Origin of the sequence: Arachidicoccus ginsenosidivorans (assembly GCF_007971385.1) — a bacterium.
GTDB lineage: Bacteria > Bacteroidota > Bacteroidia > Chitinophagales > Chitinophagaceae > Arachidicoccus > Arachidicoccus ginsenosidivorans.
Window position 1 is genome coordinate 227,121 of sequence record NZ_CP042434.1, and the last position, 25,451, is coordinate 252,571.

The following is a 25,451-nucleotide window of genomic DNA, read 5'->3' on the forward strand; positions in this document are numbered from 1 at the left end:
CTACTACTTAAAAAGTGATCCTTGCACCTGCACTCAGGGTCTTGAGCATCGGGTAATGATATAATGAGGAAACATTTAAAGTCGTCTCAGGATCATAGTCCTTGAATTTGGAGAAGGTCAGATAATTCTCTGCATTGATATACACAGAAAGGCCTGTAATTTTCACACGATTTAACCATTTTTGTGGCAACTCATAGGCCAGCTGAATATTTTTCATCCTAAGATAAGAACCATCCCTTAACCAGAAATCTGAGGCCTTGAAATTATCATCCCCATCTGTACTGGTGGTAACAATAGGTAATCTTGCATTTGGATTTTCCGGTGTCCAGCTATCAGTGGCCCACTCCCAGGTAGCATCGGCGCCATTTTTAAAGGGTAATACCATGTTGCCTTCCGGATAAATTTTCAAACCCCCTACCCCCTGGAAAAAGGCACTCAAGGTGATACCTTTATAGCCAAAGTCCAGGTTGAAGCCATAAGTATACTTTGGCATGGCTGATGAGGATTTAATAATGACCCGGTCATCCGCATTGATGACGCCATCATTATTCACGTCGCGGTATTTAATATACCCTGCCTTGGTGGTTACTGACTGGAAGGGGCTGGCAGCCACTTCCGCGTCACTTTGGAATATACCAATGGCATCTAACAGATAATAGGAATCAATGGGTAGCCCTGCCTTGGTAATGGTCGCCAGATTGGTGCTATATTTATAGAGTATCTGGCCATGAATATCAACGACTTTGTTCTTATTAAAAGAGATATTGCCATTAAAACCATAAGTAAATGAACCGGCGTGATCATGATAACCCAGTGTCAGCTCAATGCCCTTATTATCCATCACCCCGATATTTTGCTGTGGGCCTGTAAGGCCACCTACTTGATCAGCAATATCTACTGCACGCAAAATATCCGAAGTCCTTTTTTATAAATATCCGCTGAGAAAGTTAACCGGTGATTGAGCATTTCCAGATCGAGCCCCAGGTTATAATTGGTCGTTGTCTCCCAGGTAATGGTGGGATCCGTATAGGCGGTTGCTGCAGCTCCTGAGGCCAGCTGGCCGCCAAAACTATAATTTCTGCCCAGATTAATGGAATTTTCATAACTGTATAAAGGAACCGCCTGATTACCAACCTTACCATAGGAAAGTCGAAGTTTTGCCAGGTTAATTGTATTTTTCCAGGGAAAGAAATTTTCTTTATCCAGCCGCCAGCCAGCAGAGATTCCGGGAAAAGCCCCCCAGCGCCGGCCATCTGCAAACCGGGAAGAGCCGTCTGTACGGATAATACCTTCCAACAGATATTTTCCATCGTAATCATAATTAACCCTGCCAAAATAAGAGATTAAAACATCTCTTGTACTGTTTCCTCCTGTGGCATAACGCTCGGTACCAGCATCCAGGGCTGTAAGGGTTGCATCCAGATACCCGGTCATGGAGGCGTCAAAATTCTTCGTCTCGAAATTATCATAACTGGTTCCAACCATAAGCGTCAGATGATGCTTATCAAAATTCTTGTCCCAGTCAAGGGTCTGATAAAAATGGAGATTCAGATTGTTGTAATCTGTATTAGAAGACCTGGGCGCCGTTGAAGGGCTATTCCAGTTGATAAAAGCCGTAGGATCTTTGGGATTCCAGGTCTTGACTTGCGGGGTAAACTGTTCCAGCAAACCGTCATATTTATCTACACCATATTTGACATTATAGGTAATATCAAAAGGAAGTTTATAATTGGCAAAAACAGTAGCCACAAAGCGCTGTACGGTTTTATGTCCATAACCGGTATAGGCTATCATACGTGGGTTTTCCCAGTTGTTTCTACCAGGCGTTCGCATCCATGAATTACCATAGCGGCCATCAGAGAGCGTATCTGTTAAAATCGGTAGTGCACGCATCAGATAACTCCAGAAACTCGTATAAAATGGCGTTGTATAATTTCTGTAATATCCATCCAGTGTCATGCCAACAGTCAGCCTTTTGGTAACGTGGAAACTGGTATTCAGGCCAAGGGAGTATTTTTTCTCATGGTTACCCGGACCAAACATAATACCATTTCTATCAAGAACGCCCAGCGATAATCGATAAGAGGCCTTATCACTACTCCCTGAAACACTGACATCATGTTTTTGAATCCTGCCATGGCCCAATGCAATATCAAACCAGTTACTGGAAGGATAGGTAATCGGATCAGTTTTCATGCCGGCCTCATATTCTGCGATTTCCGCGTCAGAATAATCTACTGCGTCTTTACCTTCGTTGATCAGGGCCTGGTTTTTTAATTTCATATAGGCTATCGGATCCCAGATAGCATCAGGTAGATAGGTGGCCTTTTGTGTTCCCTGATAGAAATTATAATTAATTTTAGATTTACCACGCCCTGACTTTGTGGTCACCAAAATAACCCCATTGCCAGCCCTGGAACCATAGATGGCAGCAGAGGCGTCTTTAAGTACGGTCACGGATGCGATATCATTCGGGTTAAGTTCATTAAAATCATACTCAATACCATCTACCAATACCAGTGGATCATTGTCGTTTAAGGTGCCGATTCCACGGATACGGATCGTGGCTCTGTCCACGCCCGGTTGACTATTGGAAAGGTTAACAAATAAACCAGGCACACCATGTAAGGCATTACTGGCATTGGTAATTGGCTGACCTTCTTTCTTTGTCATATCAACTGTAGTTACAGCTCCTGTCAGATTTACCTTTTTTTGCGTGCCGTACCCAACAACAATGACGTTTGAAAGATCATTTTCTACTTCCTGTAAGCGGATAATACCAATGGAGGATTCAGTGACCAGTACTGTTTTACTTAGATAACCAATCATGGTAATCAGTAAAGAGTCTCCTTGTTTTGCCTGAATAACAAAACCTCCGTCGCTTTGGGTAAGGGTGTTGGCTCGACCACCGACAACATGAACGGTCGCGCCTGAAAGTGGACTTGCATCCACTGCCGACTGAACTTTGCCAGTCACGCCGCCTTGGGCAAAACCAGTGACATAAATCGTCAAAAAGCAAATCAACCATAGCCCCCTGCTCACCGCCTTGCTATGGCAATAAAGTTTAGCTGATGGCTTTTTGCTGTCAATTGTAAATTTCATAATTTACGCTTTAGTGTTTAAATAGAGAAAATTAGAGTAATGTAATATTTGACCTTTACAGGTGTGCTGTGTTTTATATGATATAATCTTACAAATTCATAGGTTAATTGTCAGATTTGAAGCCGCCACAAATAAGTTGGCATGTCAAGCCATGCCTGGATTTTAAAGGCGGTGGCGCTCGCCTCTTTTCAATCCGCTTACCTTAGGTGTCTACGACAGATCTTTTCTTTCCTTAACAACTTGTCAAACGCTCAGCTGCAAAACAACATCAACTTATGCGAATGCGCTTTTGTTTACTATTATCCAATTATTACCATTTTAGTAATGCAGGGCGATTTATACTGTATTGCCCCTATGCCGCTCCAGCCAGATTACATTTTTAATGGCACTTCCATATAATGTACACAATTTCATTTTCGCTTTTTCACTGCCCTCAATCCTACAATTGCGCTCAACTTGGCTTAGTGCCGCTCTTCGCAACTGTCTTTGTTTTTCAATCTACTTTACAAGCGCGTAAATCTTCTCTGCCATTTAAAAAAAATCAATACACATATTTTCTCTATAAGTAAGTTCAACGCCCATTTCAAAACTAATTTATAGTCTTTATGAACTGGAACACTTGACATGTTAGAATCCTTTTAGAATCCTGTTATTAAATACCCCTCTGCAAGGCGGGTAAAATCTTCTACCTGGCGCTGTTGCCACTGCGCATCCAGCCCCAATTCTGCGGCCATGATGGCAGCCACCGGTAAGGCTAATTCTATAGCCTTTTTCGCATCTGTGAATAGTATGCGAATACGGCGAGCCAGGACATCTTCTACTGTCTGTGCCATTTCAAATCGAACAGCCCAGACGACTTGGATGGCCAAAAGCCTTTTGTAACCACCCACCGGCCTGGCTAGTTCCAGATTGCTTTGCATTAAAGCTTCCATTAAATGTTTATCCGAACCGTATATAGCAAGGGGGTCAGCGAATACAGCCGACTTTAATTCAAAGCCGGCTTCAGGTTTACGGAACTGAGCGCCTCCATGAATGGATAAATTGACCGTTTTGCAGGTGGCCTTAATCAGTAATCCTTGCTGGATCATTTTATCCAGGGTATCTTCGGCCATTTTCCTATAAGTTGTCCATTTTCCGCCAATTACAGAGACCAACCCGCTTTTGGTCACAAGTACTTTATGACTTCTGGAAATTTCTTTTGTTTTATCGTTCTTATCCCCTGTAGCTGCCAGCGGTCTAAGACCGGCATAGACACTCAGTACATCCTTACGGGCAGGCACCTGGTCTAAATATTTGCCAGCCGTTTTTAGCACAAATTGAATTTCAGTTTCCAGTGCCCGTGGTTCAAGATCATGTTTATCCAGCGGCGTATCTGTTGTCCCCATCAGCACTTTATCATACCAAGGCAATACAAATAAGACCCGACCATCGTCAGTTTTGGGAATCATTATACCGTCCGGGCTGTTTAAGAATTTTCGGTCCAGTACCAGATGAATCCCCTGACTGGGCCGAATGGTAGATTTGGCCAGCTGATTATCCATATGCAGGATCTCATCAGCAAAAACCCCGGTGGCATTCACTACGCTACTGGCACTAATCTGATAGGCAACGTTTGATAGCTTATCCAGGATATCAACTCCATTTATCCGTCCATCTGAATTTTTATGCAGTGCAGTGGCTTTGACATAATTTAGGCAGACAGCGCCGTGTTCCACAGCGGTCTGTGCCAGATTTAACGCCAGTCTTGCATCATCAAAAGTTCCATCATGATAGAGGACGCCACATTTAAGCCCTTTTTTGGCGATGGTGGGTAATTTGGTCTTCAGCGTATTTTTTTTAATCAGTCTGGACGCACCAAAACTAAGCCCTGCTGACAGCCAGTCATAGAGCTTTAAACCTGCAACATATTTTGCGGCACTCAGATAGCTATAGCAGGGAATAATAATAGATTCATTTTTTGTAAGATGAGGTGCATTTTGCAGGAGCCTGCCTCTTTCTTTCAAAGCTTCTCTGACCAGGCCAATATCACCTTGTGCCAGATAACGCACCCCACCATGGACCAACTTTGTGCTTCTACTGGAAGTCCCCTTGGCAAAATCAGATTGTTCTACGAGTAAGGTCTTATATCCTCTGGTCGCGGCGTCCACCGCAATGCCCAGTCCCGTGGCGCCACCACCGATGATGACCAGGTCCCAGATTATTTTTGCATCCAGCTTTTTCAGTAATGAATTTCTATCGAATGATTCCATTTGTCGCGTCTATGTTTGCTTTAAGGCAGGTGCTGGGAAAATTTAGGTGTTTTTCAGTCGCAACAGCCTCAAACAAAACAATTTAGTTTCACATTTAATCAAATAAAGTTTCCTTTATTTTCTTTTATACTATTTACACAATAAAACGAAATTAAAGATAAACTTTCAGAAATCACAAAAAATCTACAAAAAATCCTTAAATAAAATTATATTGCACTCATAACCAGAACGATATTTTTCACCGGCCCTCGTAACTGAAGGAATTACTATTTGAATAAAGACAATTGCAGGTCATTCAGTAACTTTGGTCACAAAACTACAACCATGGCTAGTTTAGAGCGACATCAGCAAATCATCGACATCGTCCAGCAAAAAGGTTATGAAAGTGTATCCAACCTTTGTAAGACGATGAAGGTATCTGCTGTTACAATACGAAAGGACCTTAAATTCCTTGAAAAAGCAGGCAAACTTTATAGAACCCATGGTGGCGCCTCTAATACCAACCCTTTTATCACTGACCGTCCTGTGAACGAAAAAGAAACAATGCAAACGGCAGAAAAAAAGGCCATTGGAAAAAAAGCAGCTACTTATATTACGCAGGACGATTCTATTATCATCGCCTCCGGCACGACAATGCTTGCCCTGGCAAGGGAGATTCAACCCCAACAAAAGCTCATTGTGATTACAGCAGCCCTACAGGTTGCGAGCGAACTAATCAAACACAACAATGTAGATATTATGCAGTTAGGCGGAATTGTCAGGCAATCTTCTTCCTCTGTAGTAGGGCGTTATGCGGAAGAGATCCTACAGGATTTTTTCTGCAGTAAATTATATTTAGGGGTGGATGGTATTGATTTTGAGTTTGGCATTACCACTAGTAACTCCATGGAAGCCCAGCTTAATAAATCTATGCTTGGTGTTGTCCAAAGAGTCATCGTACTAGCGGATCATACTAAATTTGGTAAAAGAGGATTTAGCCGGATTTGCGGATTGCAGGATATCGATGAAATAATCACAGATAAAGGTATTTCACCTGCTATTGTCGACCAGTGTCAAAGGCTGGGCATTAAGATCACCATTGCAGATTAAAACTAAACAAATACAACAAGGGGGGATTTCTGACACGCAAATCACGGTATCCTGAGACCCTACCTCTCCCCTTGCCTGCCCAAATTTTACTAGTGGCCGATCCTATTCATTTTTAGGCTTTTCAAAGCCATTTGATCCATTCTACTTGTATCGATTGGAACCAACCCGCCTTTGCAACCCATTGACAACCTTTTATTTGTTAATATTTTTTAATTTATTTTCACTTTTTCCTTTTTTTATTATTTCAGATAGGTTAATTTGCGTTTGATATGTTTCGTTTCTTTTCACTTAACCTGTAAATGAAAGTAGGCAAGCTTGGCCGGTCTCCTAAACCAATGGTCGCATGCTTAACACCTGCTCAGTACTTAAAACCCAGTAAAAAATGGAAAAATATATCCTGACCCTTGATCAAGGAACGACCAGCTCCAGAGCCATCTTATTTAACCATATTGGGGCTATTGTCTCCCTGGCACAAAAGGAATTTACCCAGATATATCCAAAGCCAGGTTGGGTTGAACATGATCCTATGGAAATCTGGTCCTCTCAGGCCAGTGTCATCACAGAGGCTGTATTGCAAAAAGGGGTTGATCGCGGTCAACTGGCAGCTATCGGCATCACTAACCAACGAGAAACCACCATTGTTTGGGATAGACAGACAGGCGCTCCCGTATATAACGCTATTGTATGGCAAGATAGAAGAACCGCAGCGGTCTGTGATGCGCTTAAAGCGAAAGGCAAGGCAGATCTAATTCAGGAAAAAACGGGACTCATCGTGGATGCCTATTTTTCGGGCACTAAAATTAAGTGGATTTTAGATAATGTTGCCGGGGCGAGGTCCAAGGCAGAAAAAGGGGAACTGGCTTTTGGCACTGTGGACAGTTGGCTGATTTGGAATCTAACTGGGGGCAAACTCCATATAACCGATGTAACCAATGCCTCCAGAACCATGCTTTTTAATATCCATACCCTTAAATGGGACGAGACCTTACTATCATTACTGGATATCCCGGCCGCCATGCTTCCTGAAGTTAAATCATCCAGTGAAGTGTACGGGCTGACCTCAGGCAGCTTATTAGGGACCCAGGTACCCATTGCTGGTATTGCAGGCGATCAGCAATCTGCACTTTTCGGGCATATGTGCAATAAACCAGGCATGGTAAAAAACACGTATGGTACAGGTTGCTTTATGCTGATGAATATTGGGTCAAAACCGACCCTTTCTAAAAACAACCTGATTACAACCATTGCCTGGCAAATCGGAAATGAAGTTCAATACGCACTTGAAGGGAGCATTTTTATTGCAGGAGCTGTGGTGCAATGGCTACGAGATGAATTAAAAATGATTGTAACAGCCGCTGAAATAGAAAAATTTGCATCGGCAGTACCAGACACAGCAGGCGTTTACATGGTACCCGCTTTTGCAGGCCTGGGCGCACCGCATTGGAATCAGGATGCAAGAGGTGCTATTTTTGGTATTACCAGAGGTGCTAATAAAGACCATTTTTGCCGTGCGGCCCTGGAGAGCATTGCTTACCAGACCATGGATGTATTGACGGCCATGCAAAATGATGCGGGCCTTGAAATCCGCCAACTACGGGTGGATGGCGGAGCGACCAGTAACAACCTTTTACTGCAGTTTCAGGCAGATATCCTGAAAACTGAAGTGCTCCGTCCTAATATCACCGAAATCACCGCCATCGGTGCAGCCTATCTGGCCGGGCTGGCAGTGGGTTTCTGGGAGAATATGGAAGCGATCGAAAAACAGTGGCAGGTCAATCGCAGTTTTCAGCCTGAAGGTAAGGATACCGAGGAAAAGATTAAGGGATGGCAAAGAGCGGTTACGGCAGTGAAAGCCTGGACGAGTCTGGAATAGAAAAGCGGTATCATCCAACGCTATTTTCTATATGTATAACTTATCTGACTTTATTCATTTCTTTTTTTAAATACACTTTATGAATCCTATTGTCGCGGAATTTATTGGTACCATGATTTTAATCCTTTTGGGTAATGGCGTCGTGGCAAACGTGCTCCTGAAGGATACCAAAGGCAATAACAGCGGCTGGATCGTGATTACTACCGGCTGGGCACTGGCCGTCTTTGCAGGTGTGATTATCGCGGGGCCTTATAGTGGCGCGCACCTGAACCCGGCGGTCACCCTTGGACTAGCAATTGCCGGTAAATTTGCCTGGGCACAAGTGCCTGGTTTTATATTGGCACAATTATTAGGTGCGATGACAGGTGCTTTTTTGGTTTATATGATGTATAAGGATCATTTTAGGGTAACAAAAGTTCCTGGTCTTGAAGCAGCCTGTTTTTATACCAGTCCGGCTATTAAAAACCCTAGACTGAATATCCTAAGTGAAGTATTAGGCACATTTGTTTTGATTTTGGCGGTGTTCTATATTACCGGTGGGGAATTCGGGGAAGCCAAGACGCCTATTGGGCTTGGTTCTATTGGCGCTATTCCTGTGGCTTTTATCGTATGGGCTATTGGGCTGTCTTTGGGTGGCACAACGGGGTACGCAATTAATCCTGTCAGAGATCTAGGACCCAGAATCACGCACACATTGCTTCCTTTAAAAAACAAGAACAAGGCCGACTGGCAATACGCCTGGGTACCGATTGTAGGGCCCATGGTTGGATCAGCAATTGCTGCAGCGTTGTATCTCTTACTAAGTTCGTAATAACAAAGCATTTTTGTAATGCAATCAATTTACACTTGTTATTACTTAGAAGCAATCCTTATTTCATTTTGCCCGCTAAAATAGCGGCTGCATCTTGTTGCTTATATTGTTTGATCAACTTATTCAATTCTGCTTTTAATCTTTTTACGACAGCAGAATGTTTATTTTCCTCATACATATTATGCAGCTGTTCCGGATCAGCCTTTAGATCATAAAATTCCCAATAATCCTTAGGGTTATAGGTATCAATAATCAGACTACCTTCATTTACCATTTTATTTTTCCAGGCTTCACTGGGCTTATAAAATCTGACCAGTACATATCTTTTTGTTCTGATGCCAAAATGGGGTAATGCATTGTGCTCATTTGGATATTCATAATAGTGATAGAAAACGGCGTTTCGAAACTCTTTGTCTTTTCCCTTGAAAACAGGAATCAGTGATTGGCCTTGCATGTCAGAAGGCACCTTTAAACCGGCCAGTTGCATAAAAGTAGGGGCAATATCCAAGAGCATGACCATAGAACTATCTTTAGTCCGTGGCTGAATCATTTTGGGATACCGGATAACCAATGGCGTTTTCATGGACTGATCATAAATAAAGCGTTTATCAAACCAACCATGTTCCCCTAAATACATGCCCTGATCGGAGGTGTAGATCACAATCGTATTATCACCAAGACCGCTTTTGTCAATATAATCCACAATCCTGCCGACATTTCTATCCAGACTCAATACGGTCGCGTAATAATCGCGCATATACCGCTGAAATTTCCATTCAGTCAACGCCTTGCCAGTCAGGTGTCTGCTTTTAAAATCCTGATAAATCGAATCATAATAATCATCAAAATATTTTTTCTGCGAAGGGGTAAATCTGGTATAATTATCTTTTCCAAAACCAGTATCCGCTTTCATTTTCAGATCATAGCCAAGGCGCATGGTATGGGCAATATTCATATTATTGACCTTGCCTGCATACCTGCCCGGAAAGCTATCATAGAAATCATCTGGTAACGGAAAATGGACGTGATCAAATGCTCCAAAATCAGCCGTGTCCGGTATCCAGGTTCTGTGCGTTGCTTTTTCTCCGATGACCAGACAAAAGGGCTTTGTGGTATCTCTGTTTTTCAACCAGTTTTCGCTGAGATCCGTTATAACATTGGTTACATATCCATCAATACGAGACGTATCATTATCCATATTAATAAAATCTGGATTATAATAAAAGCCCTGCTCAGGCACAATTTTAAAATAGGAAAAATGTAGGGGTAGACTACCCAGGTGCCATTTGCCAATCCACGCTGTCTGATAACCGGCCTCAGTTAAATGACTGGCAAATGTCGGTTGCGCTGGATCAAACCTGGAAAAGTTATCTTTAAAACCATTAAGATTGCTGTATTTACTGGTTAAAAGACAGGCCCTGCTCGGCCCGCAAAGAGAATTGGTCACAAATGCATTTTGATAAACAGCTCCCTGACGTGCTAGCCTATCAATATTGGGGGTAGCGCCATAAGGCGAGCCATAAGCGCCAATGGACTGATAAGCATGATCATCAGATACGATAATCAAAATATTGGGGCGAGCATGGGTGTTGGATTGAGCCATTATTTTGCCAGTAGAGACTAACAAAAGACAAAGAAATGCGATTAAAAATTTATTCATAAAAGTTCCAAACTTATTGGAGATGTCTGACTCAACATTTGAAGCCCACAGGTTATAAAGTCAAAACCTTTCCTGCCGGCCAGTCAATGCAAAGCCTTTCCAAACCCGTTATTAAAATTGTGGGAATAAAGATAAATAAATTAATGGGGGAAAATAAAATTATGTATGACTTTTTATCAAAAGCCGCCCTTCTAAACAAATAACTAAAATCTAAAATTTAGTATAACTATCAAGTACTTATAAACGTTTAATGATCGCACATGGTTTATGTAATAAATTTAATTTTATTAAAAAAACCAGTTTTATGACCAACAATTTCTTAAAAATCGAAGCCAGTTGCCATGCATGATACTTTTAATGTCTGATGGATTATATCCAGCCTTTTCAAAAATATCGGGCAATTTGGACAGATCCGCAATATCTTCCAGATCATAGGCGGTCTGCTCTTTGCCAAAAGCACCATCCAGATCAGAACCAATACCAATGTGGTTCGCATTGCCCGCTAATTGACAAATATGGTCCATATGCTCAAATAAAGACTGCAGGCTGAGGCGCATTTTTTCAGGCGTAGATATCCCTCTTTGCCAGCCAGGCACCATCATCCAGCCGTCCAACGCACCGCCAATGACCGCTCCCCTTTCAATAAGCGCCCGGATCATATCATCGGAGAATTGGCGGTTGTGATCCACCAGTGCTCTGCAATTATTATGACTCGCCCAAACAGGACCCTGATATAATTCCAACGCCTGCCAAAAGGCCTGATCACACAAATGTGTCACATCTAAAATCATATCAAGTCCAGCCATTTCCCTAAGCAAATCCTTACCCGCTTTACTTAATGGCGCATCACTATCTGTTCCAAAAGCGTATCGACCTGGTCCATAATGTGCCGGCCCCAGGGCCCTTAGGCCATCCTCATAACTGCGGTGCAAATGAGCCAGTGTTACCAGAGAGTCTGCTCCTTCCAGACTGCGGATATAACCAATGGGTAAGTGATCCGTTGACAGCGTTTCCCCACTTTGCTGTTCACCACTGCGCTGCCATAGTAAGAGGATTTCATCTAGTGTTTTAAGATTTGTAACCGCTTTTAACTCACCAGCAGCTTCCATCTCCCGGTACCAGGCCAGCTGCCCCTGGGTCTGTGCCCATGCCTGCTCCGGAGAATGCCATCCTGGTAGTACACTGCCTTTTTCTACAAAACGCGCTATTTGCGTAGCGACAACCAGTCCGATCTGCCCGCTACGCAGCGCCGGGAAACTAACTGTTCCTTTTGCCCTGTCCGGTAAATCGCAAAGACCCTTTTCGGATGCGCGTAACTGTGCAATTGTCAGCCTTAAATCCCGGTTCCATTCCATGGCATTCATGGCCAGATCCAGGTGTGCGTCTATCGTAAACATGTTCTATTTTAATATAAAAACGCTTAAAAATTAATCTTTCTTCTTCTGGCTTGTACCTGCCACTGTTCAGTAATCTTTCCATCTACCACGACCCAACCATGATCATAAAGCGCAACCGTTGGACAGATATGATAAGGAACTCCGTAGAGCAATTCCCCTACCTCGGGCAACCTGCCCTGGCTCCCCTCTTTTAGCCGAACATTAAGATGTTCTTCGCTATGAAACACTTCGCTCAGATCAGGATAGTTCAAAAATTTAACTCTTGGAAAAGGCATTTCTGAGGCCAGGGCCTTGGTTCCCAAATCAAGCGTACAAGTACCGTTATCCAATACATCAATGACTCTGGTGATGACCAGCGCCGCCGGTTCAAAAGGCAAATCCGGGAAACTTGTTCCATAGCCCATATCCCAGAAAACAAAAGTTCCGGGACTGAGCTCTGTATCGATTCTTTTTATATGGGTAGAAAAGGAAGGAGACCCTCCTATCACCAGCTTTAAAGACTTTGGACGCTTTTGTGACAATTGATTGCGCAGGGCCTCAATGGGCGCAAATATTTGATCACTTCGTTTTTGCCTTTGCTCAGGGTCTGTCATCTTTAAATGTCCGTCATAGACATGCAAACCAACCACCTCCAGACCGCGCATTTTACTCATCGCCTGATAGAGTGCGGCCACTTTTTCCACCGCAATACCAGTGCGGTGCATACCTGCATCAATATCGATAAACACCAGTAATTGTGTTTTAGCGGCCAAGGCCCGCTTGTTAATCACTTCCGCATTTTGTTGGTTAGACACCAGAAAACTGAAAGCGGTTTTAGGGTAGCGTTGAACCAGTTGCAGCCACCTGTCCAGATCAGGACCGATTAATGGATAGGCTAATAATACATCAGATGCGTTTATCTGCGCCAGCATCTCTGCTTCAGCTATTGTGGCGCATTTAAACCGTGTAATATAATGCTGTTGCAATAGCCGGCAGACTTCGGGCATTTTACTGGTTTTTACATGCGGCCGGATTCTGCTGTCATCGCCGACCATCTTTTTAATTCGCCTGATGTTCGCTAGCAGGCGGTCATAATAGATAACCAGCGCGGGGGTTTCCAGGGCCCTGGTTTCTTTAATGACATACCAAGGATGCTCATCTGTATCGTTTACCATAGCTTGCTATTTGAATGAGGAGGCTATTTCAAAGACAGCTTCTATTTCTACAGGTATATTATCAGGCAATGAACCCATGCCAACCGCACTGCGTACACCAACGCCAGCGTCCTGTCCCCATACCGTCCTAAAGAGTTCGCTGCAGCCATTGATTACATAAGGATGCCTGGTAAAGCCAGGCGTGGCATTGACCATACCTAAAACCTTAATCACGCGTTTAACATGATTTAGACTACCCAGGGTTTTTATGATGGTAGCAAGCATAGCAAGGCCTACTTGCCTGGCCGCCAGTACGCCTTGTTCGATATCCATATTCTCTCCTACCCGTCCAATGATCAGGCTACCATCTTCCTGCACGGTCCCATGACCGGAAAGGTATAAAAAGTCACCCACGATTAAACTGGGTTTATAGACACCTAGCGGCTGAGGCGCTGGTGGCAAAATAAGACCGGTAGCGGCAAAATTTGCCTCGGCATCCATGGCGCCCGCCTCGGCATTGTTATTAGATAAAGACATATCATGCATTTTAAATTATTCTAAATAATTGATCCTTTGACTAGATGTCAAATTTAACCTATTTACCCTGGCTGACCTATCTAATCCTACGAACTTAGGATTATTTAACGATGAGATGCAATATAAATACGCCCAACAGTCCCGTCACTGATACGATGGTTTCCATGACAGACCAGGATTTAAAAGTGTCTTTCATGCTTAAATTAAAATATTCTTTAAATAACCAGAACCCTGAGTCATTAACATGGGAGAAGAAAAGGCTTCCCGCACCAATGGACAACACCATAAGGTTGGGATCAATATCACTATGCAGGGTTAATGGCGCCATAAATCCAGCTGCAGTCAAGCCGGCAATTGTGGCAGAACCAACAGCTAATCGAATGATCGCTGCCATTAACCAACCCAGCACCAGCGGATGAATGGGCCAGTGATGAATACTGGCAGCGATGTCGGCACTTACGCCGCTGTCGGCCAGGACCTGATTTAAAGCACCGGCGCCTGCAATGACCAGTAAGATAACAGCGATGTCCTTAATTGCTGCACCATAAAACGCCCCTACTTTACGCATGGATATTCCCTGAAAATAACCAAGGGATAAGGTGGCGACAAGAATGCAAAAAATCATCACCAAAGAAGCATTGCTGATAAATTGCGTCCAGGCGGCCTCAGGGAATTTCCATTTTAACCAGGCGCCTGCCATGAGCATTAGGACTGGCAATAATGCAGTGATAATACTATTAAACTTACCTGGCATCTTGCCTGCTCCAATAGGTTTTGGGATAAAACTTTCAAGCGGACTAGAAGGTATTTTGCGCAGGTATCTGCAAAAAAAAGGGCCGGCTAATAATAGAGCCGGCACGGCCAGGATACATCCATAGAGTAAGGTCGTGGTAATACTGCCTTGCAGCGCATGAACCAGCGCCGTGGGTGCCGGATGTGGCGGCAAAAATCCGTGTGTAACGGATAGGGCAGCCAGCATAGGCAGCCCGGTGGCCACAGCCGGTAATTTATATTGATAGGTTACTGAAAAGATCAGTGGCACCACCAATACAAAACCCACTCCATAAAACAGCGAAATTCCCATTACAAATCCAGTAATCATCAGCGCCCAATGCACATATTTGGTTCCAAAATATTTGATCAGCTGACTGGCTATTTGCTCTACTGCGCCACTTTCTGCAATGATTTTTCCAAACATAGCGCCCAGGGTAATAATAATGATTAACGACCCCATCATAGAGCCGATACCTTTCTCTATAGAGGGGATGATGGCCGTTAATGGTAATCCGAATAAAAAACCAGCCATAATGGACACCAGCAAAAATGAAAGAAAGGCATTTAATTTTACCCATGAGATTAAAATGATCAGGACTGCAATACAAAGAAATACCAGTATAAAGGTCATGGAGTAGGCTATTTTTAATCATTAAGTAGAGTTACCATCAAAGCGTAACCAATACAAGATAACAAAAATATCGAATAACCGTAATTTTTCCAACAGCGCAAATGGGCCTTCTGAACTGCAATACAAGGCACTGTTAAGTTCAACCCTTAGAAATACTCCCGGGAGAAAGGCAACTACTAATGGTTCGTGGCCTATTAAGCAAGCAAATCGGACAGCACAAATGTCAAGAACGCTAAATCAGCCGGGGTAATTGCTGAGAACTAATGAAAAGCCTTTTCTACTTGGCCTAAATTGTATAATTTATGTCCTTTGCGCCACCAATCAAAGTGAGTACTTTTGAACAATGGAAACTTCCAGTTCAAAAAAGAAAATTGTCATTATTGTTATGACGGGCAATATGTTAGTCGATTTTGCGGGTCCCTCGGACGTATTTACCCAGGCCGACAGTTATTTAATGCAATCAGCAGCGCATGAGGCCACGCCATCAGGCTATGAGGTATTAATCACTGCGCCCACCATGGACCGAACGATCAAAACCCAAACAGGCGTTGAAATCCATTGTCCTTATCATGCGATGGAAATTAATTTTCCCGTCGATACCATAATTATTGCAGGTAATAATTTTAACCAGAATAATGACAGCGCGCTGGAACCTTTTTATAAGTGGCTCACGGCCACTTATAAAAAGCAAAGCGTCAGGCGTATCGCCTCCATTTGTGGAGGTGCCTTTGTTCTTGCAAAGGCGGGGTTGTTGGAAGGCAAAAAAGCCACCACCCACTGGGAGCTGAGCGAAAAATTAAAAAGATCTTATCCCGACATTCAGGTGCATGCCAATCAGTTTTTTGTAAATGACGGTAATATTTATACCTCGGCTGGAGTTAGCTCCGGCATTGACCTCGCCCTGGCTTTGGTTGAGCAGGATTTTGGCAAAGAAACAGCCATTCATGTGGCCAGAAAGTTGGTATTCTATCTGAGCCGACCGGGATTTCAGGCGCAGTTTGGCCGCCTACTTCCAGTTTATGAAAGCGTAAATATTGCCGGCAAAATACAAAAATGGCTTCAGGAGCATTTGCATGAGTCTTTGGAAGTCGCCCGTATCGCAGCTAAGGTAAATATGAGCACACGCAACTTTACCCGTGTTTTCCATAAAGAGACAGGCATGCCTCCGGCAAAGTTTGTTGAAAAATTAAGGGTAGAGGCTGCTCGCAGGTTTTTAGAACAAACCAATACACCACTGGAAAGAATTGCTGAAAAATGTGGTTTAGGCAATCTGGTATCCATGCGTAGGGTGTTTTTACGACATCTTTCAGTAACCCCCTCCGATTACCGTCGTGTTTTCCGAACAGCACTAAAAGACCCGGCTATGGAAGATGTATTGTTTGAGACATAAACATACGCATTTCAATCAAAACAAACCTAATCAAATCAACTTCAAAAATTAAACATCATGAAAAAGAAAATTGCAATTAATGGATTTGGCCGGATTGGCCGGATGACACTTAGAGCCTTGCAGCAACAAGCTGAAGTAGAAGTGGTCGCCATTAACGACCTGACGGATATAAAAACACTGGCGCATTTATTCAAATATGATTCCGCGCATGGTAAATTCACCGGGGATATTCAAACAGATGAAACGCATCTGATTGTGAATGGACAGGCCATACAAATGCTGCAACAAAAAGACCCTTCGCAATTACCCTGGTCGGCATTAAAGGTTGACGCCGTGATAGAATCCACCGGCCGTTTTACGGACAAAACTGCTGCCGAGGCCCATATCATTGCCGGTGCTCAAAAGGTCCTTATAACCGCACCCGCTTCAGGCGGTGTAAAAACAATCGTCCAGGGCATCAATAATGAAATTATTGGTGATGAAAAAATCTATTCCACCGCCTCCTGTACGACGGGTTGTATTGCACCTATTTTATATATTCTGGATAAGGAATTTGCCGTTGAGTCCGGTTATATGGTCACCGTGCACTCCTATACAGCGGATCAAAATTTACAGGATGCCCCCCACAGAGATCTGCGCCGTGCACGCGCAGCAGCTTATTCTATTATCCCCACTACTACCGGAGCAGCCAAAGCCATTGGCCATGTACTTCCTAATCTGCAGGGCAAATTAGATGGCTACTCTTACCGGGTTCCAGTCATTGATGGCTCGATTGTAGATCTGTCTATAAATCTGCATAAAGAAGTGAGCGCTGATCAAATTAATGCCGCTATAGCAAGTTATGCCCAGGGCGACTTAAAAACCGTCCTTGAGTTTACCAAGGAGCCTTTTGTATCTGCAGATATCATAGGCAATACCCATTCTTCTATTGTGGACGGCTCCATGACTAAAGCCATCGGCAAACTAGTCAAAATCGTGGCCTGGTATGACAACGAAGTGGGTATTTCTAACCGGATTGCAGAGCTGATCTCTTTGATCTGAGTAAGCATTATTCACTTTTGGGTAGTCAAGCCGCAATTCACTATATAAAGGACGATGTCTCCATAAGCGACATGTGCGTCTTCAGCCCTGCCTTCTTCGTCTTACTGGCCTTTTCACCAAAAAACACTAAATACAGGTTTCAGTCAAAGCCTCCCAGTTATTAATTTAATGATTGGGAGGCTTCTTTATTACTTTTAATGGGGTACTGCTATTTATACTATTTATTTCAACTATTGATATCTCTACTAGGTTCAAATGCGGCATTTTACATTGTTAACCTCTTATAAATAAAGCTTTTAGCTGCTCTAATAAGAAAACGCCCATGCCGACGCTCACCCTTCTAGCATCACTTTAGCATTTCTTTTACATTATTTATTTGTTGCAACAAATATTGTTGCCTTATCTTTGCATTATGAAAATAGAAAATGCCATCAAACAATCCAGTTTTACCAGTAACTATCATAAGATGCTGATCAATCTGATGTATACAGGCAATTGGCTGCGTGATGAACAAATGAAAATTTTTAAACAACATGATCTGTTACCGCAGCACTTTAATGTGCTACGCATTATCCGGGGAAGCATCCCCGGACCTATTGCCCCAAAGGAGATCAAAGAGGTATTGATCGACAAGGCCGGGGATCTTACCAGGCTGATTGACAAATTGGAAAAAAAGGAACTTGTAAAACGCAATTTATGCCCATCCAACCGTCGAAAAATGGATATCAGTATCACAGATAAAGGCCTGCAACTGTTAGAAGTATTAAATGAACCTATGGAGGCTTTTACTCGCAGGATTCAGCAAAACATAACAGAAGACCAGGCAGCGAATCTCAGCGATTTGCTGGATACACTGCGTGGATAACAAAACTTTATCTATCAAAACACTTTCAAGGCACGCTTTTAAGGTAATTTCAGAAAATAGAATTAAACAAAAACAAAATTAAAATTTTAAAAAATTAAAATTATGGCAACACAAAAATGGATCTCCGATCCAACGCACAGTGAACTTCAGTTTAAAGTAAAACACCTGATGATTAGTAAAATTACCGGTAGTTTTACAGACTTTACCGTGCAGGCAGAAACCCAGGACGATGACTTCCAAAGTGCGCAAATCACGGCTAAAGTACAATTAGACTCAGTCGTTACCGGGCAGGCTGATCGGGATAAGCACCTTAAATCTGGTGATTTCTTTGATACTGAGGCCAATCCGACTATGGATTTCACATCCAGCAAAATCGTCAAAACAGGTGATGAGGATTATGAACTGGATGGCGCATTAACCATCAAAGGTGTGACAAAACCTGTATCGCTCAAACTGGAATATGGTGGCACAGCCGTTGATCCCTGGGGTAATACAAAAGCAGCCTTTAGTATTGATGGTAAAATCAGCCGTAAGGATTGGGGTTTGACTTATAATGCCCCTCTGGAAGCAGGTGGCGTTATGATCAGCGATGAAGTAAAGATTCTAGGAGAAATCCAACTGATTAAATCCGCTGAATAATAAAAATGATCTGCATGCTAACCGTTGGCGGTTTTTTAGATGCCGATCAAAAGAAAGTCAGTCTTTTTAAATACAATTTCAAGAACATATAAGCTGTCAGACCGGAGAGGCGCCTTTATTTACCATCTATTTATCATCTATTTATCATCCTAAAATGGAAATAAGTCGTATAGTTAAGTGAGCCATCTTTTCTCTTTTCTCTCTTCTCCGGTTTGCTTTTTATAATAGCCCTAATAACTGAATAACCTAATATCAAAACAAATGCAGGCTGTACAAGGTATGGGCTATAACAATGAGATGGTTTTACGCACCCATCTCGATTAACTTTCAAATTATATACTTAAATTTTATGCTGATAGAAAGAACCAATACCCGTAACTGGGTACCCTTATTTGCCCGTCTGGCTATTTTTTTATCGATATTTCCCCATGGAGCGCAAAAATTATTTGGCTGGTTCGGCGGCGCCGGCTTCAGTGCCACCATGGAGGGGCTGTCCAAAGGGGCGGGTCTGCCGATGTTTATTGTATTTTAGTGATCATTATCGAATCCATTGCTACTTTATTTTTGCTGATTGGTTTTCTGACCAGAATTTCGGCCGCAGCTGTTTTTATTAATTTTTTGGGTATCGTCTTTACGGTCACCATCCATAGCGGCTATTTTATGAACTGGAAAGGTGAAGCAGGTAGAGGCGAAGGGTTGGAGTTTTTTATTTTACTATTCGCGTTGCTGATTATTCTACTCATCAGAGGAGGCGGTAAATTCAGTCTGGACGCTCTGCTGTTCAACCGACCAAAAACAACCCTTTCTAGATAAAGTAAGGCATCCCAAAAAAGTCGTCTCCCACTCCAATCACTGTATTTTCCATCCTTAAAATCAACCACACACATGAAAAAGATAGGTTTTTTATCATTTGGCCATTGGGGAGGGCATCCTGGCTATAGTGTAAAAACGGCCAGCGACGCCCTGTTACAATCCATTGATCTGGCAGTAGAAGCAGAAAAATTGGCGTAGATGGCGCTTATTTCAGGGTGCATCACTATGCAGCTCAACTGGCCTCCCCCTTTCCCTTACTAGCAGCCATTGGCGCCAAAACGGATAAAATAGAAATCGGCACGGGCGTCATTGATATGCGTTACGAGAATCCACTTTATATGGTGGAAGATGCCAGTGCCGCGGATTTAATTGCTGGCGGCCGACTACAGCTGGGCATCAGCAGAGGGTCTCCAGAACAAGTGATCGATGGCTGGCGCCACCTGGGTTATCTACCTGAAGCAGGAGAAACAGATGCAGACATGGGAAGACGTAAAGGCCAGGTGTTTTTCCAACACCTGGATGGCGTGGGATTTGCCCAGCCAAACCCCAGACCCATGTTTCCCAATCCCCCGGGGCTACTTAGATTAGAGCCCTATTCTCCAGGTTTAAAGGAGCGTATCTGGTGGGGTGCGGGCTCTAATGCCACAGCCATTTGGGCCGCGCAGCAAGGCATGAATCTGCAGAGTTCTACGCTAAAGGAAGATGAGAGTGGCAAGCCTTTTCATATTCAACAGGCAGAACAAATCAGGTTATTTAAAAATGCCTGGGAAAAAGCAGGTCATGCACGTACCCCCAGAATTTCTGTCAGCCGTTCTATATTTGCCATTACCAATGACATGGACCGGATGTACTTTGGTCATGAAAATGACCGCCGTGATCAGGTTGGACAAATAGATAATATGCGGGCTATTTTTGGCAGAAGTTATGCAGCTGAACCGGAGCAGTTGGTAAAAGAACTGGCAAAAGACGAAGCGATTCAGGAGGCAGACACTTTACTGCTGACCATACCCAATACCCTTGGTGTCGCATACAATGTACATGTACTGGAATCCATTCTTAAATATGTAGCTCCTGAATTAGGCTGGAAATAGCATATTGTGCAGACTTAGCAGATTAGCGATTTATTGCAACAAAGCCATTAAGTGCCTCTTTAAAGAGTAGCACTTAATGGCTTTTTAGTTTTATATTTTGCCTGTTTTCAATAAGAACGCTCAAATACGCCTTAAATCCTTGGGTTACAAGTTCGCATACATCGATTCCACCTTCTCCAAAGACACCCCTTTGGTTTCAAAAACATATTTGGCGACAAAGGCAATCATCAGAAAATTAATCACCCCATAAATAAAGAAAGTCACCGGCGCGCCCATTCCGGAAAGCATAACAGGGAAGGTCCAGGAGACAATGGCATTCGCGGTCCAGTTCCCAAAGATGGCAAAGGATGTCGCACTACCCCTGATCTTATTGGAAAAGATTTCCGCAACATACACCCATAGTACTGCGCCCCAGGTACAGGCAAAAGCTGCGATATACACAAAAATAGCTGCCAGCACCAAATAATTATCCAGGTTATCTGTATAGAAAAGAATTCCGACGATCACCATACAGGTTCCCATAACTGCTGAACCGGCAAGCAGGAGTTTTTTTCTGCCAATCCGGTCTATCAGCCAAAAAGCCACAATTGTAAAAATAAGGTTGACAACACCTGTCAGCACTGTCTGAAACAGCACACTGCCGCCTACATGGGTCTTTTCAAAGATCAAAGGAGCATAATAGAAAATAATATTGATACCTGTTAACTGCGCAATGGCGGCAAAAACCACCCCTATCCAGACTACTTTTCTGTATTTAGGAGAAAGATTTCCATAAAACGCAGTCCCTGCTTACTGGAGGCAATATCCTGCCTAACCGTTTCTAGTTCCTCTTTAGCTTTAGGTGCATCATAGATCCGGCCAAATATCCGGTGGGCATGGTCGTGGCGTTCCCTTTGAATCAGCCAGCGTGGGCTTTCAGGAACCAGTAATAACAAAATAAAGAAAACAACAGAGGGAATAACGGCAGCAGCCAACATATAACGCCAGGTATTTTCAGGCGTCAAAAATGTCCAGCCCGCACTATCGATAAAATAATTGGAAATAAAGGCCAGCAAAATACCCACCACGATGGCTAGCTGCTGGCTCATACCCAGTCTGCCTCTATATTGGGCCGGCGCCACCTCAGAAATATAAATCGGGGCCAATGTGGAGGCCATACCAATGGCTAGTCCGCCTATAAAGCGGTAAAGCACCAGCGATTCAAAACTACCAGCCATCCCACTGCCAAGCGCAGCGATTACGTATAATACAGCGGTTACCAGCATCATCAGCTTTCTGCCATATCGATTGGCCAGATTGCCGGCAAATAAAGCACCTGGAATACAACCGATGGAGGCTGCTGCCACTACCAGACCGATGGCATTATCATCTAAGGTAAAATAGCTGCGTAATGCAGGGATGGTTCCGGCAATAACGGCCGTATCAAATCCAAACAGCAGGCCGCCTATAGCAGCTACAGCAGATATCAAAATGGTATATTTTTTCATGCGTGCTTTTTTTCTAAAAACTTCCCCCAAAGGGACTGGTATTAAAAGTGAACTTATCGCTTTGCAGCCATAAGTAACCTAACTACAGTTTTCCCGCCACTTCAACGATCAATTTAGCGTTTTTTTGTCAGGTTTATCTTCAAACCAGTGTCTATTTGGAAAGTATTCACAAGCAGCCAGAAACAGTCTCCCTATAACGCCCATTTTACGCTACGGCCCTTTTTTCCATCCATTTAGTCACATAAGGGCCGATAAAAGGCATTCTCTCCAGTTCTTTTTTCTCCGCAAAGAGGACCAACATCAAAAAGAGTCCCATCAGGATCATGCCGGCCAATACTCGGATAACCAGGTTGCCGGTAATCGCTCCTACGCCCACGTGTATAAAATAAAGCAATAGCATGGCCACCAGATAGGCAGCAATTTTCTTAACATTATAGGGAATGGGATACATCCGTTGTCCAACCTTATAGCAGATAATCATCATCAGAAAATAACAGCTAAAAGTGGTCCAGGCACAGGCATAATAACCGAAAACCGGTATAAAATAATAATTACCTAAGAAGGTAATAGCCGCCCCAAATAAGGCAATATACATACCAATGCGCAGTTTATCGGCCAGTTTATACCAGATAGAAAGATTGTAATAAATCCCCAGGCATAGATTGGCCGCCAGTAAAACCGGGACTACACCCACGCCACTGCGATAGGCCGGGCCCACAATATATTTCCAGATATCTAAAAACAGGGCGGTAAACAAAAATGCAATGGCCAGGGTAATAACAAACCATTTCATCACCCGGGCATAGACTTTACCCGCATCCTTGTCCTGACTTTTATTAAAAAAGAAAGGCTCTGCGGCCATCTTGAATGCAGAAATGAACAGGGTAATAATAATAGAGAGCTTGTAGCAATAGCCATATATAGCGACCTGGATATTGGACTCCTGCTCACTGCCATTATAAAGTTTACCGAGCATTTGCCTGTCAATTACTTCATTGACCATACCGGCCAGCCCGCCGATAATCATAGGAGAGCTATAGCGCCATAGCTGTCGCCAAAGATTTTTCTCCAGTTCAAAACGAATGGTCCGCCATTCCTTAAACAAAAGAATAAAGGTCACCACCGCCTGGGCCAGGTTAGCTTTTAACAGTAATCCGGTTTTGGTTTGCTGCAGATACCAGTTATGAAGCCAACCGGTAGACTTAGCTGCCGCATCCGGCAAATAGGCCAGAAAATAAATAATCAGAAAGACATAAACCGCAATGCCTGCCAGATTGACAAAGGCATATTTTTGGGCCGGGCCTCTTTTCTGAGCTTTGCCAGGGGATTACGCAAAACGTGTCAAAAGCAATAATTGATAAACACCATTCAATATAGGAATAATGACCTTCTACGCCAACGAAGTCCCCGATTGATACCCTGAATAGAGATATCAAAAAAACAAAACAACAGGTACTGATAATATGAGAGGTAAAAGCCGTCTGAAACAAAGATCTTTGGGAGATGCCTTCCTTATTGGAAAACCGAAAATAGGCCGTCTCAAAACCATAAGTAAACACAATATTGAGTAAGGCAATATACCCATAAAGTATGGTATAGGTGCCCATCTCCGCCTGACCGGCTCTTGTGCCGACCAGATAGGTAATAATTGGCGTTGTCAGATAACTCAGGAATCTGCCGCCGATATTACTGAGCCCATACCAGACGGTCTGTCCCGCTAATTGTTTGATCCCACTCAAAATAGTGCCCTTTTATGATACATATCCCTACGATGATAGGTGCAACAAATGTAATCAAGTTCAACTTACTGTCACACATAAGTACCTGAAATTTCTTATCCTTACATGGCAATGGCAGCAACAATGCAACTTATTCCAACCCTGTGGCAGATCGCCACTGCTTTTTCAGTGACTGCCGCTTTTTATTATCCAGCCGCTTTTTTTTGGCGGCATTTGAAGGCTTGGTGGCAATGCGGGACTTTTTGGGAATAAGCGCCTGATTAATGAGCCTGTTCATTTTATAGATAACCTCCTGCTTATTGCCGAGCTGTGTACGCTCGGACTGGGATTTTACCAATAAAACACCAGCAGCGGTCAAACGGCCAGCTAAGACTTTCATTAGGGTATCCATTTGTTTTTCTGTCAACAAGGCGGAGTTTTGGATATCAAAGCGACCTTCTACCATCGTTTCTACCTTATTGACATTCTGCCCTCCCTTACCACCACTACGGGCGGTTTTAAAGGAAATTTCAGCAGATATATCTATGTTTGCCATTATTCAATTGATTAAAAGTAAGTACAGCATAATGGTTACCTGTCCAACATGGCCGGCAACCTTTTGCATGTGCAAAATTATAAAGATATTAAAGATTATGCGTATCCTATTACAAAGAGTTCAAAAAGCAAGCGTTACGATTGAAAATCAATGTATTAGTAAAATCGGGCCCGGTTTTTTATTATTTTTGGGCATTGAGGCCCAGGACGGTCCTGACGATATTGAATGGCTGGCCGGCAAAGTGGTCAGGATGCGCCTGTTTAATGACCTGAACGGTGTTATGAATAAAGATATCCTGGAAACGGGGGGTGATATCCTGCTAGTCAGTCAGTTCACCCTACATGCCAGTATTAAAAAGGGTAACCGTCCTTCCTACATCAAGGCTGCCCGCCCTGAGATTGCTACTGGCCTGTATGAAGCCATGATTCAAGCACTTTCAACCAAATTAGGCAAAGAAATTGCAACAGGTAGCTTTGGTGCCGATATGCAGGTCGCACTGGTTAATGATGGCCCGGTAACCATTTGGATGGATTCCAGGGACCGGCAATAATTTTTTAAAACAAAACAAAGGCAATATAGCCACGTTTGAACGAAG

General features: G+C 43.3%; 24 protein-coding genes and 1 pseudogene. 12 read left to right on the plus strand and 13 right to left on the minus strand.

Features of this window, described 5'->3' with window-relative positions:
* Positions 1-7: 7 nt before the first annotated feature.
* From FSB73_RS26115 to FSB73_RS00835, 3 genes are all read right to left on the minus strand, one after another.
* A complete protein-coding gene (locus tag FSB73_RS26115; protein ID WP_158639363.1) occupies positions 8-907 on the minus strand; it encodes a SusC/RagA family TonB-linked outer membrane protein in 900 nt (299 codons plus the stop codon).
* Positions 895-3,102 carry a SusC/RagA family TonB-linked outer membrane protein gene (locus tag FSB73_RS00830; protein WP_146779730.1) on the minus strand — a complete coding sequence of 736 codons (2,208 nt, stop codon included), beginning with the start codon at positions 3,100-3,102 and terminating at the stop codon, positions 895-897. Before FSB73_RS00830 ends, FSB73_RS26115 begins: the two co-directional genes overlap by 13 nt.
* 638 nt (positions 3,103-3,740) lie before the next feature.
* A complete protein-coding gene (locus FSB73_RS00835) occupies positions 3,741-5,351 on the minus strand; it encodes a glycerol-3-phosphate dehydrogenase/oxidase (protein WP_146779731.1) in 1,611 nt (536 codons plus the stop codon).
* 324 nt (positions 5,352-5,675) lie between these two features.
* Here FSB73_RS00835 and FSB73_RS00840 point away from each other — a divergent pair, with 324 nt between their 5' ends.
* From FSB73_RS00840 to FSB73_RS00850, 3 genes are all read left to right on the plus strand, one after another.
* Positions 5,676-6,440: a DeoR/GlpR family DNA-binding transcription regulator gene (locus FSB73_RS00840; protein ID WP_146779732.1), complete on the plus strand. Its 765-nt coding sequence runs from the start codon at positions 5,676-5,678 to the stop codon at positions 6,438-6,440.
* Positions 6,441-6,822: 382 nt separating this feature from the next.
* On the plus strand, positions 6,823-8,313 hold the full coding sequence (glpK, locus tag FSB73_RS00845) for a glycerol kinase GlpK (protein ID WP_146779733.1): 1,491 nt from the start codon (positions 6,823-6,825) through the stop codon (positions 8,311-8,313).
* 79 nt (positions 8,314-8,392) lie between these two features.
* Complete coding sequence (locus tag FSB73_RS00850) at positions 8,393-9,124, plus strand: MIP/aquaporin family protein (protein WP_146779734.1); 732 nt, start codon at positions 8,393-8,395, stop codon at positions 9,122-9,124.
* A 58-nt stretch (positions 9,125-9,182) separates the two neighbouring features.
* Here FSB73_RS00850 and FSB73_RS00855 read toward each other — a convergent pair whose 3' ends face one another.
* From FSB73_RS00855 to FSB73_RS00875, 5 genes are all read right to left on the minus strand, one after another.
* Complete coding sequence (locus FSB73_RS00855; protein WP_225974339.1) at positions 9,183-10,727, minus strand: sulfatase family protein; 1,545 nt, start codon at positions 10,725-10,727, stop codon at positions 9,183-9,185.
* 359 nt (positions 10,728-11,086) lie between these two features.
* Positions 11,087-12,181, minus strand: coding sequence for a dipeptidase (locus tag FSB73_RS00860; protein WP_146779736.1), 1,095 nt, complete (start codon positions 12,179-12,181; stop codon positions 11,087-11,089).
* 23 nt (positions 12,182-12,204) lie between these two features.
* On the minus strand, positions 12,205-13,335 hold the full coding sequence (locus tag FSB73_RS00865; protein ID WP_146779737.1) for a D-TA family PLP-dependent enzyme: 1,131 nt from the start codon (positions 13,333-13,335) through the stop codon (positions 12,205-12,207).
* Between the two features lie 6 nt (positions 13,336-13,341).
* Positions 13,342-13,851: a RidA family protein gene (locus FSB73_RS00870; RefSeq protein WP_225974340.1), complete on the minus strand. Its 510-nt coding sequence runs from the start codon at positions 13,849-13,851 to the stop codon at positions 13,342-13,344.
* Positions 13,852-13,951: 100 nt separating this feature from the next.
* Positions 13,952-15,256: a GntP family permease gene (locus tag FSB73_RS00875; protein WP_146779738.1), complete on the minus strand. Its 1,305-nt coding sequence runs from the start codon at positions 15,254-15,256 to the stop codon at positions 13,952-13,954.
* A 343-nt stretch (positions 15,257-15,599) separates the two neighbouring features.
* On the opposite strand from FSB73_RS00875, the gene FSB73_RS00880 reads away from it, so the two are divergent.
* The 8 genes from FSB73_RS00880 to FSB73_RS00905 all read left to right on the plus strand — a co-directional run bounded on the left by FSB73_RS00880 (position 15,600) and on the right by FSB73_RS00905 (position 21,095).
* Positions 15,600-16,646: a GlxA family transcriptional regulator gene (locus tag FSB73_RS00880; protein WP_146779739.1), complete on the plus strand. Its 1,047-nt coding sequence runs from the start codon at positions 15,600-15,602 to the stop codon at positions 16,644-16,646.
* 57 nt (positions 16,647-16,703) lie between these two features.
* A complete protein-coding gene (gap, locus tag FSB73_RS00885) occupies positions 16,704-17,687 on the plus strand; it encodes a type I glyceraldehyde-3-phosphate dehydrogenase (protein WP_225974341.1) in 984 nt (327 codons plus the stop codon).
* 412 nt (positions 17,688-18,099) lie between these two features.
* Positions 18,100-18,552 (plus strand): MarR family winged helix-turn-helix transcriptional regulator, encoded by a 453-nt coding sequence (locus tag FSB73_RS00890; RefSeq protein ID WP_146779741.1) that lies wholly within the window; start codon positions 18,100-18,102, stop codon positions 18,550-18,552.
* 102 nt (positions 18,553-18,654) lie between these two features.
* Positions 18,655-19,191: a YceI family protein gene (locus tag FSB73_RS00895; protein ID WP_146779742.1), complete on the plus strand. Its 537-nt coding sequence runs from the start codon at positions 18,655-18,657 to the stop codon at positions 19,189-19,191.
* A 349-nt stretch (positions 19,192-19,540) separates the two neighbouring features.
* Positions 19,541-19,723, plus strand: a complete 183-nt coding sequence (locus FSB73_RS23615) for a DoxX family membrane protein (RefSeq protein ID WP_225974342.1) — start codon at positions 19,541-19,543, stop codon at positions 19,721-19,723.
* Positions 19,723-20,004, plus strand: coding sequence for a DoxX family protein (locus FSB73_RS23620; protein WP_262712445.1), 282 nt, complete (start codon positions 19,723-19,725; stop codon positions 20,002-20,004). The genes FSB73_RS23615 and FSB73_RS23620 overlap by 1 nt, the downstream gene beginning before the upstream one ends.
* 72 nt (positions 20,005-20,076) lie before the next feature.
* A complete protein-coding gene (locus tag FSB73_RS26120) occupies positions 20,077-20,202 on the plus strand; it encodes a hypothetical protein (protein ID WP_262712446.1) in 126 nt (41 codons plus the stop codon).
* 17 nt (positions 20,203-20,219) lie between these two features.
* Positions 20,220-21,095, plus strand: coding sequence for an LLM class flavin-dependent oxidoreductase (locus FSB73_RS00905; protein WP_262712447.1), 876 nt, complete (start codon positions 20,220-20,222; stop codon positions 21,093-21,095).
* Between the two features lie 144 nt (positions 21,096-21,239).
* Here the strand turns inward: FSB73_RS00905 and FSB73_RS26125 are convergent, their stop codons facing one another.
* The 5 genes and pseudogenes from FSB73_RS26125 to arfB form a co-directional block, all read right to left on the minus strand.
* The gene (locus tag FSB73_RS26125) at positions 21,240-21,824 is read right to left on the minus strand and encodes an MFS transporter (RefSeq protein WP_158639364.1); all 585 of its coding nucleotides are present in this window, start codon (positions 21,822-21,824) and stop codon (positions 21,240-21,242) included.
* A gap of 11 nt (positions 21,825-21,835) precedes the next feature.
* On the minus strand, positions 21,836-22,582 hold the full coding sequence (locus tag FSB73_RS26130) for an MFS transporter (protein ID WP_146779744.1): 747 nt from the start codon (positions 22,580-22,582) through the stop codon (positions 21,836-21,838).
* Between the two features lie 205 nt (positions 22,583-22,787).
* Entirely contained in the window at positions 22,788-23,804 is a 1,017-nt protein-coding gene (locus tag FSB73_RS00920) for an oligosaccharide flippase family protein (RefSeq protein ID WP_146779745.1), read from the minus strand.
* Positions 23,785-24,321 (minus strand): lipopolysaccharide biosynthesis protein, encoded by a 537-nt coding sequence (locus FSB73_RS00925; protein ID WP_158639365.1) that lies wholly within the window; start codon positions 24,319-24,321, stop codon positions 23,785-23,787. The genes FSB73_RS00920 and FSB73_RS00925 overlap by 20 nt, the downstream gene beginning before the upstream one ends.
* A gap of 130 nt (positions 24,322-24,451) precedes the next feature.
* A pseudogene (gene arfB, locus FSB73_RS00930) lies at positions 24,452-24,847 on the minus strand (alternative ribosome rescue aminoacyl-tRNA hydrolase ArfB); the annotation flags it as partial.
* 106 nt (positions 24,848-24,953) lie between these two features.
* On the opposite strand from arfB, the gene dtd reads away from it, so the two are divergent.
* A complete protein-coding gene (gene dtd / locus FSB73_RS00935) occupies positions 24,954-25,406 on the plus strand; it encodes a D-aminoacyl-tRNA deacylase (RefSeq protein WP_146779748.1) in 453 nt (150 codons plus the stop codon).
* The last annotated feature ends 45 nt before the right edge of the window (positions 25,407-25,451 follow it).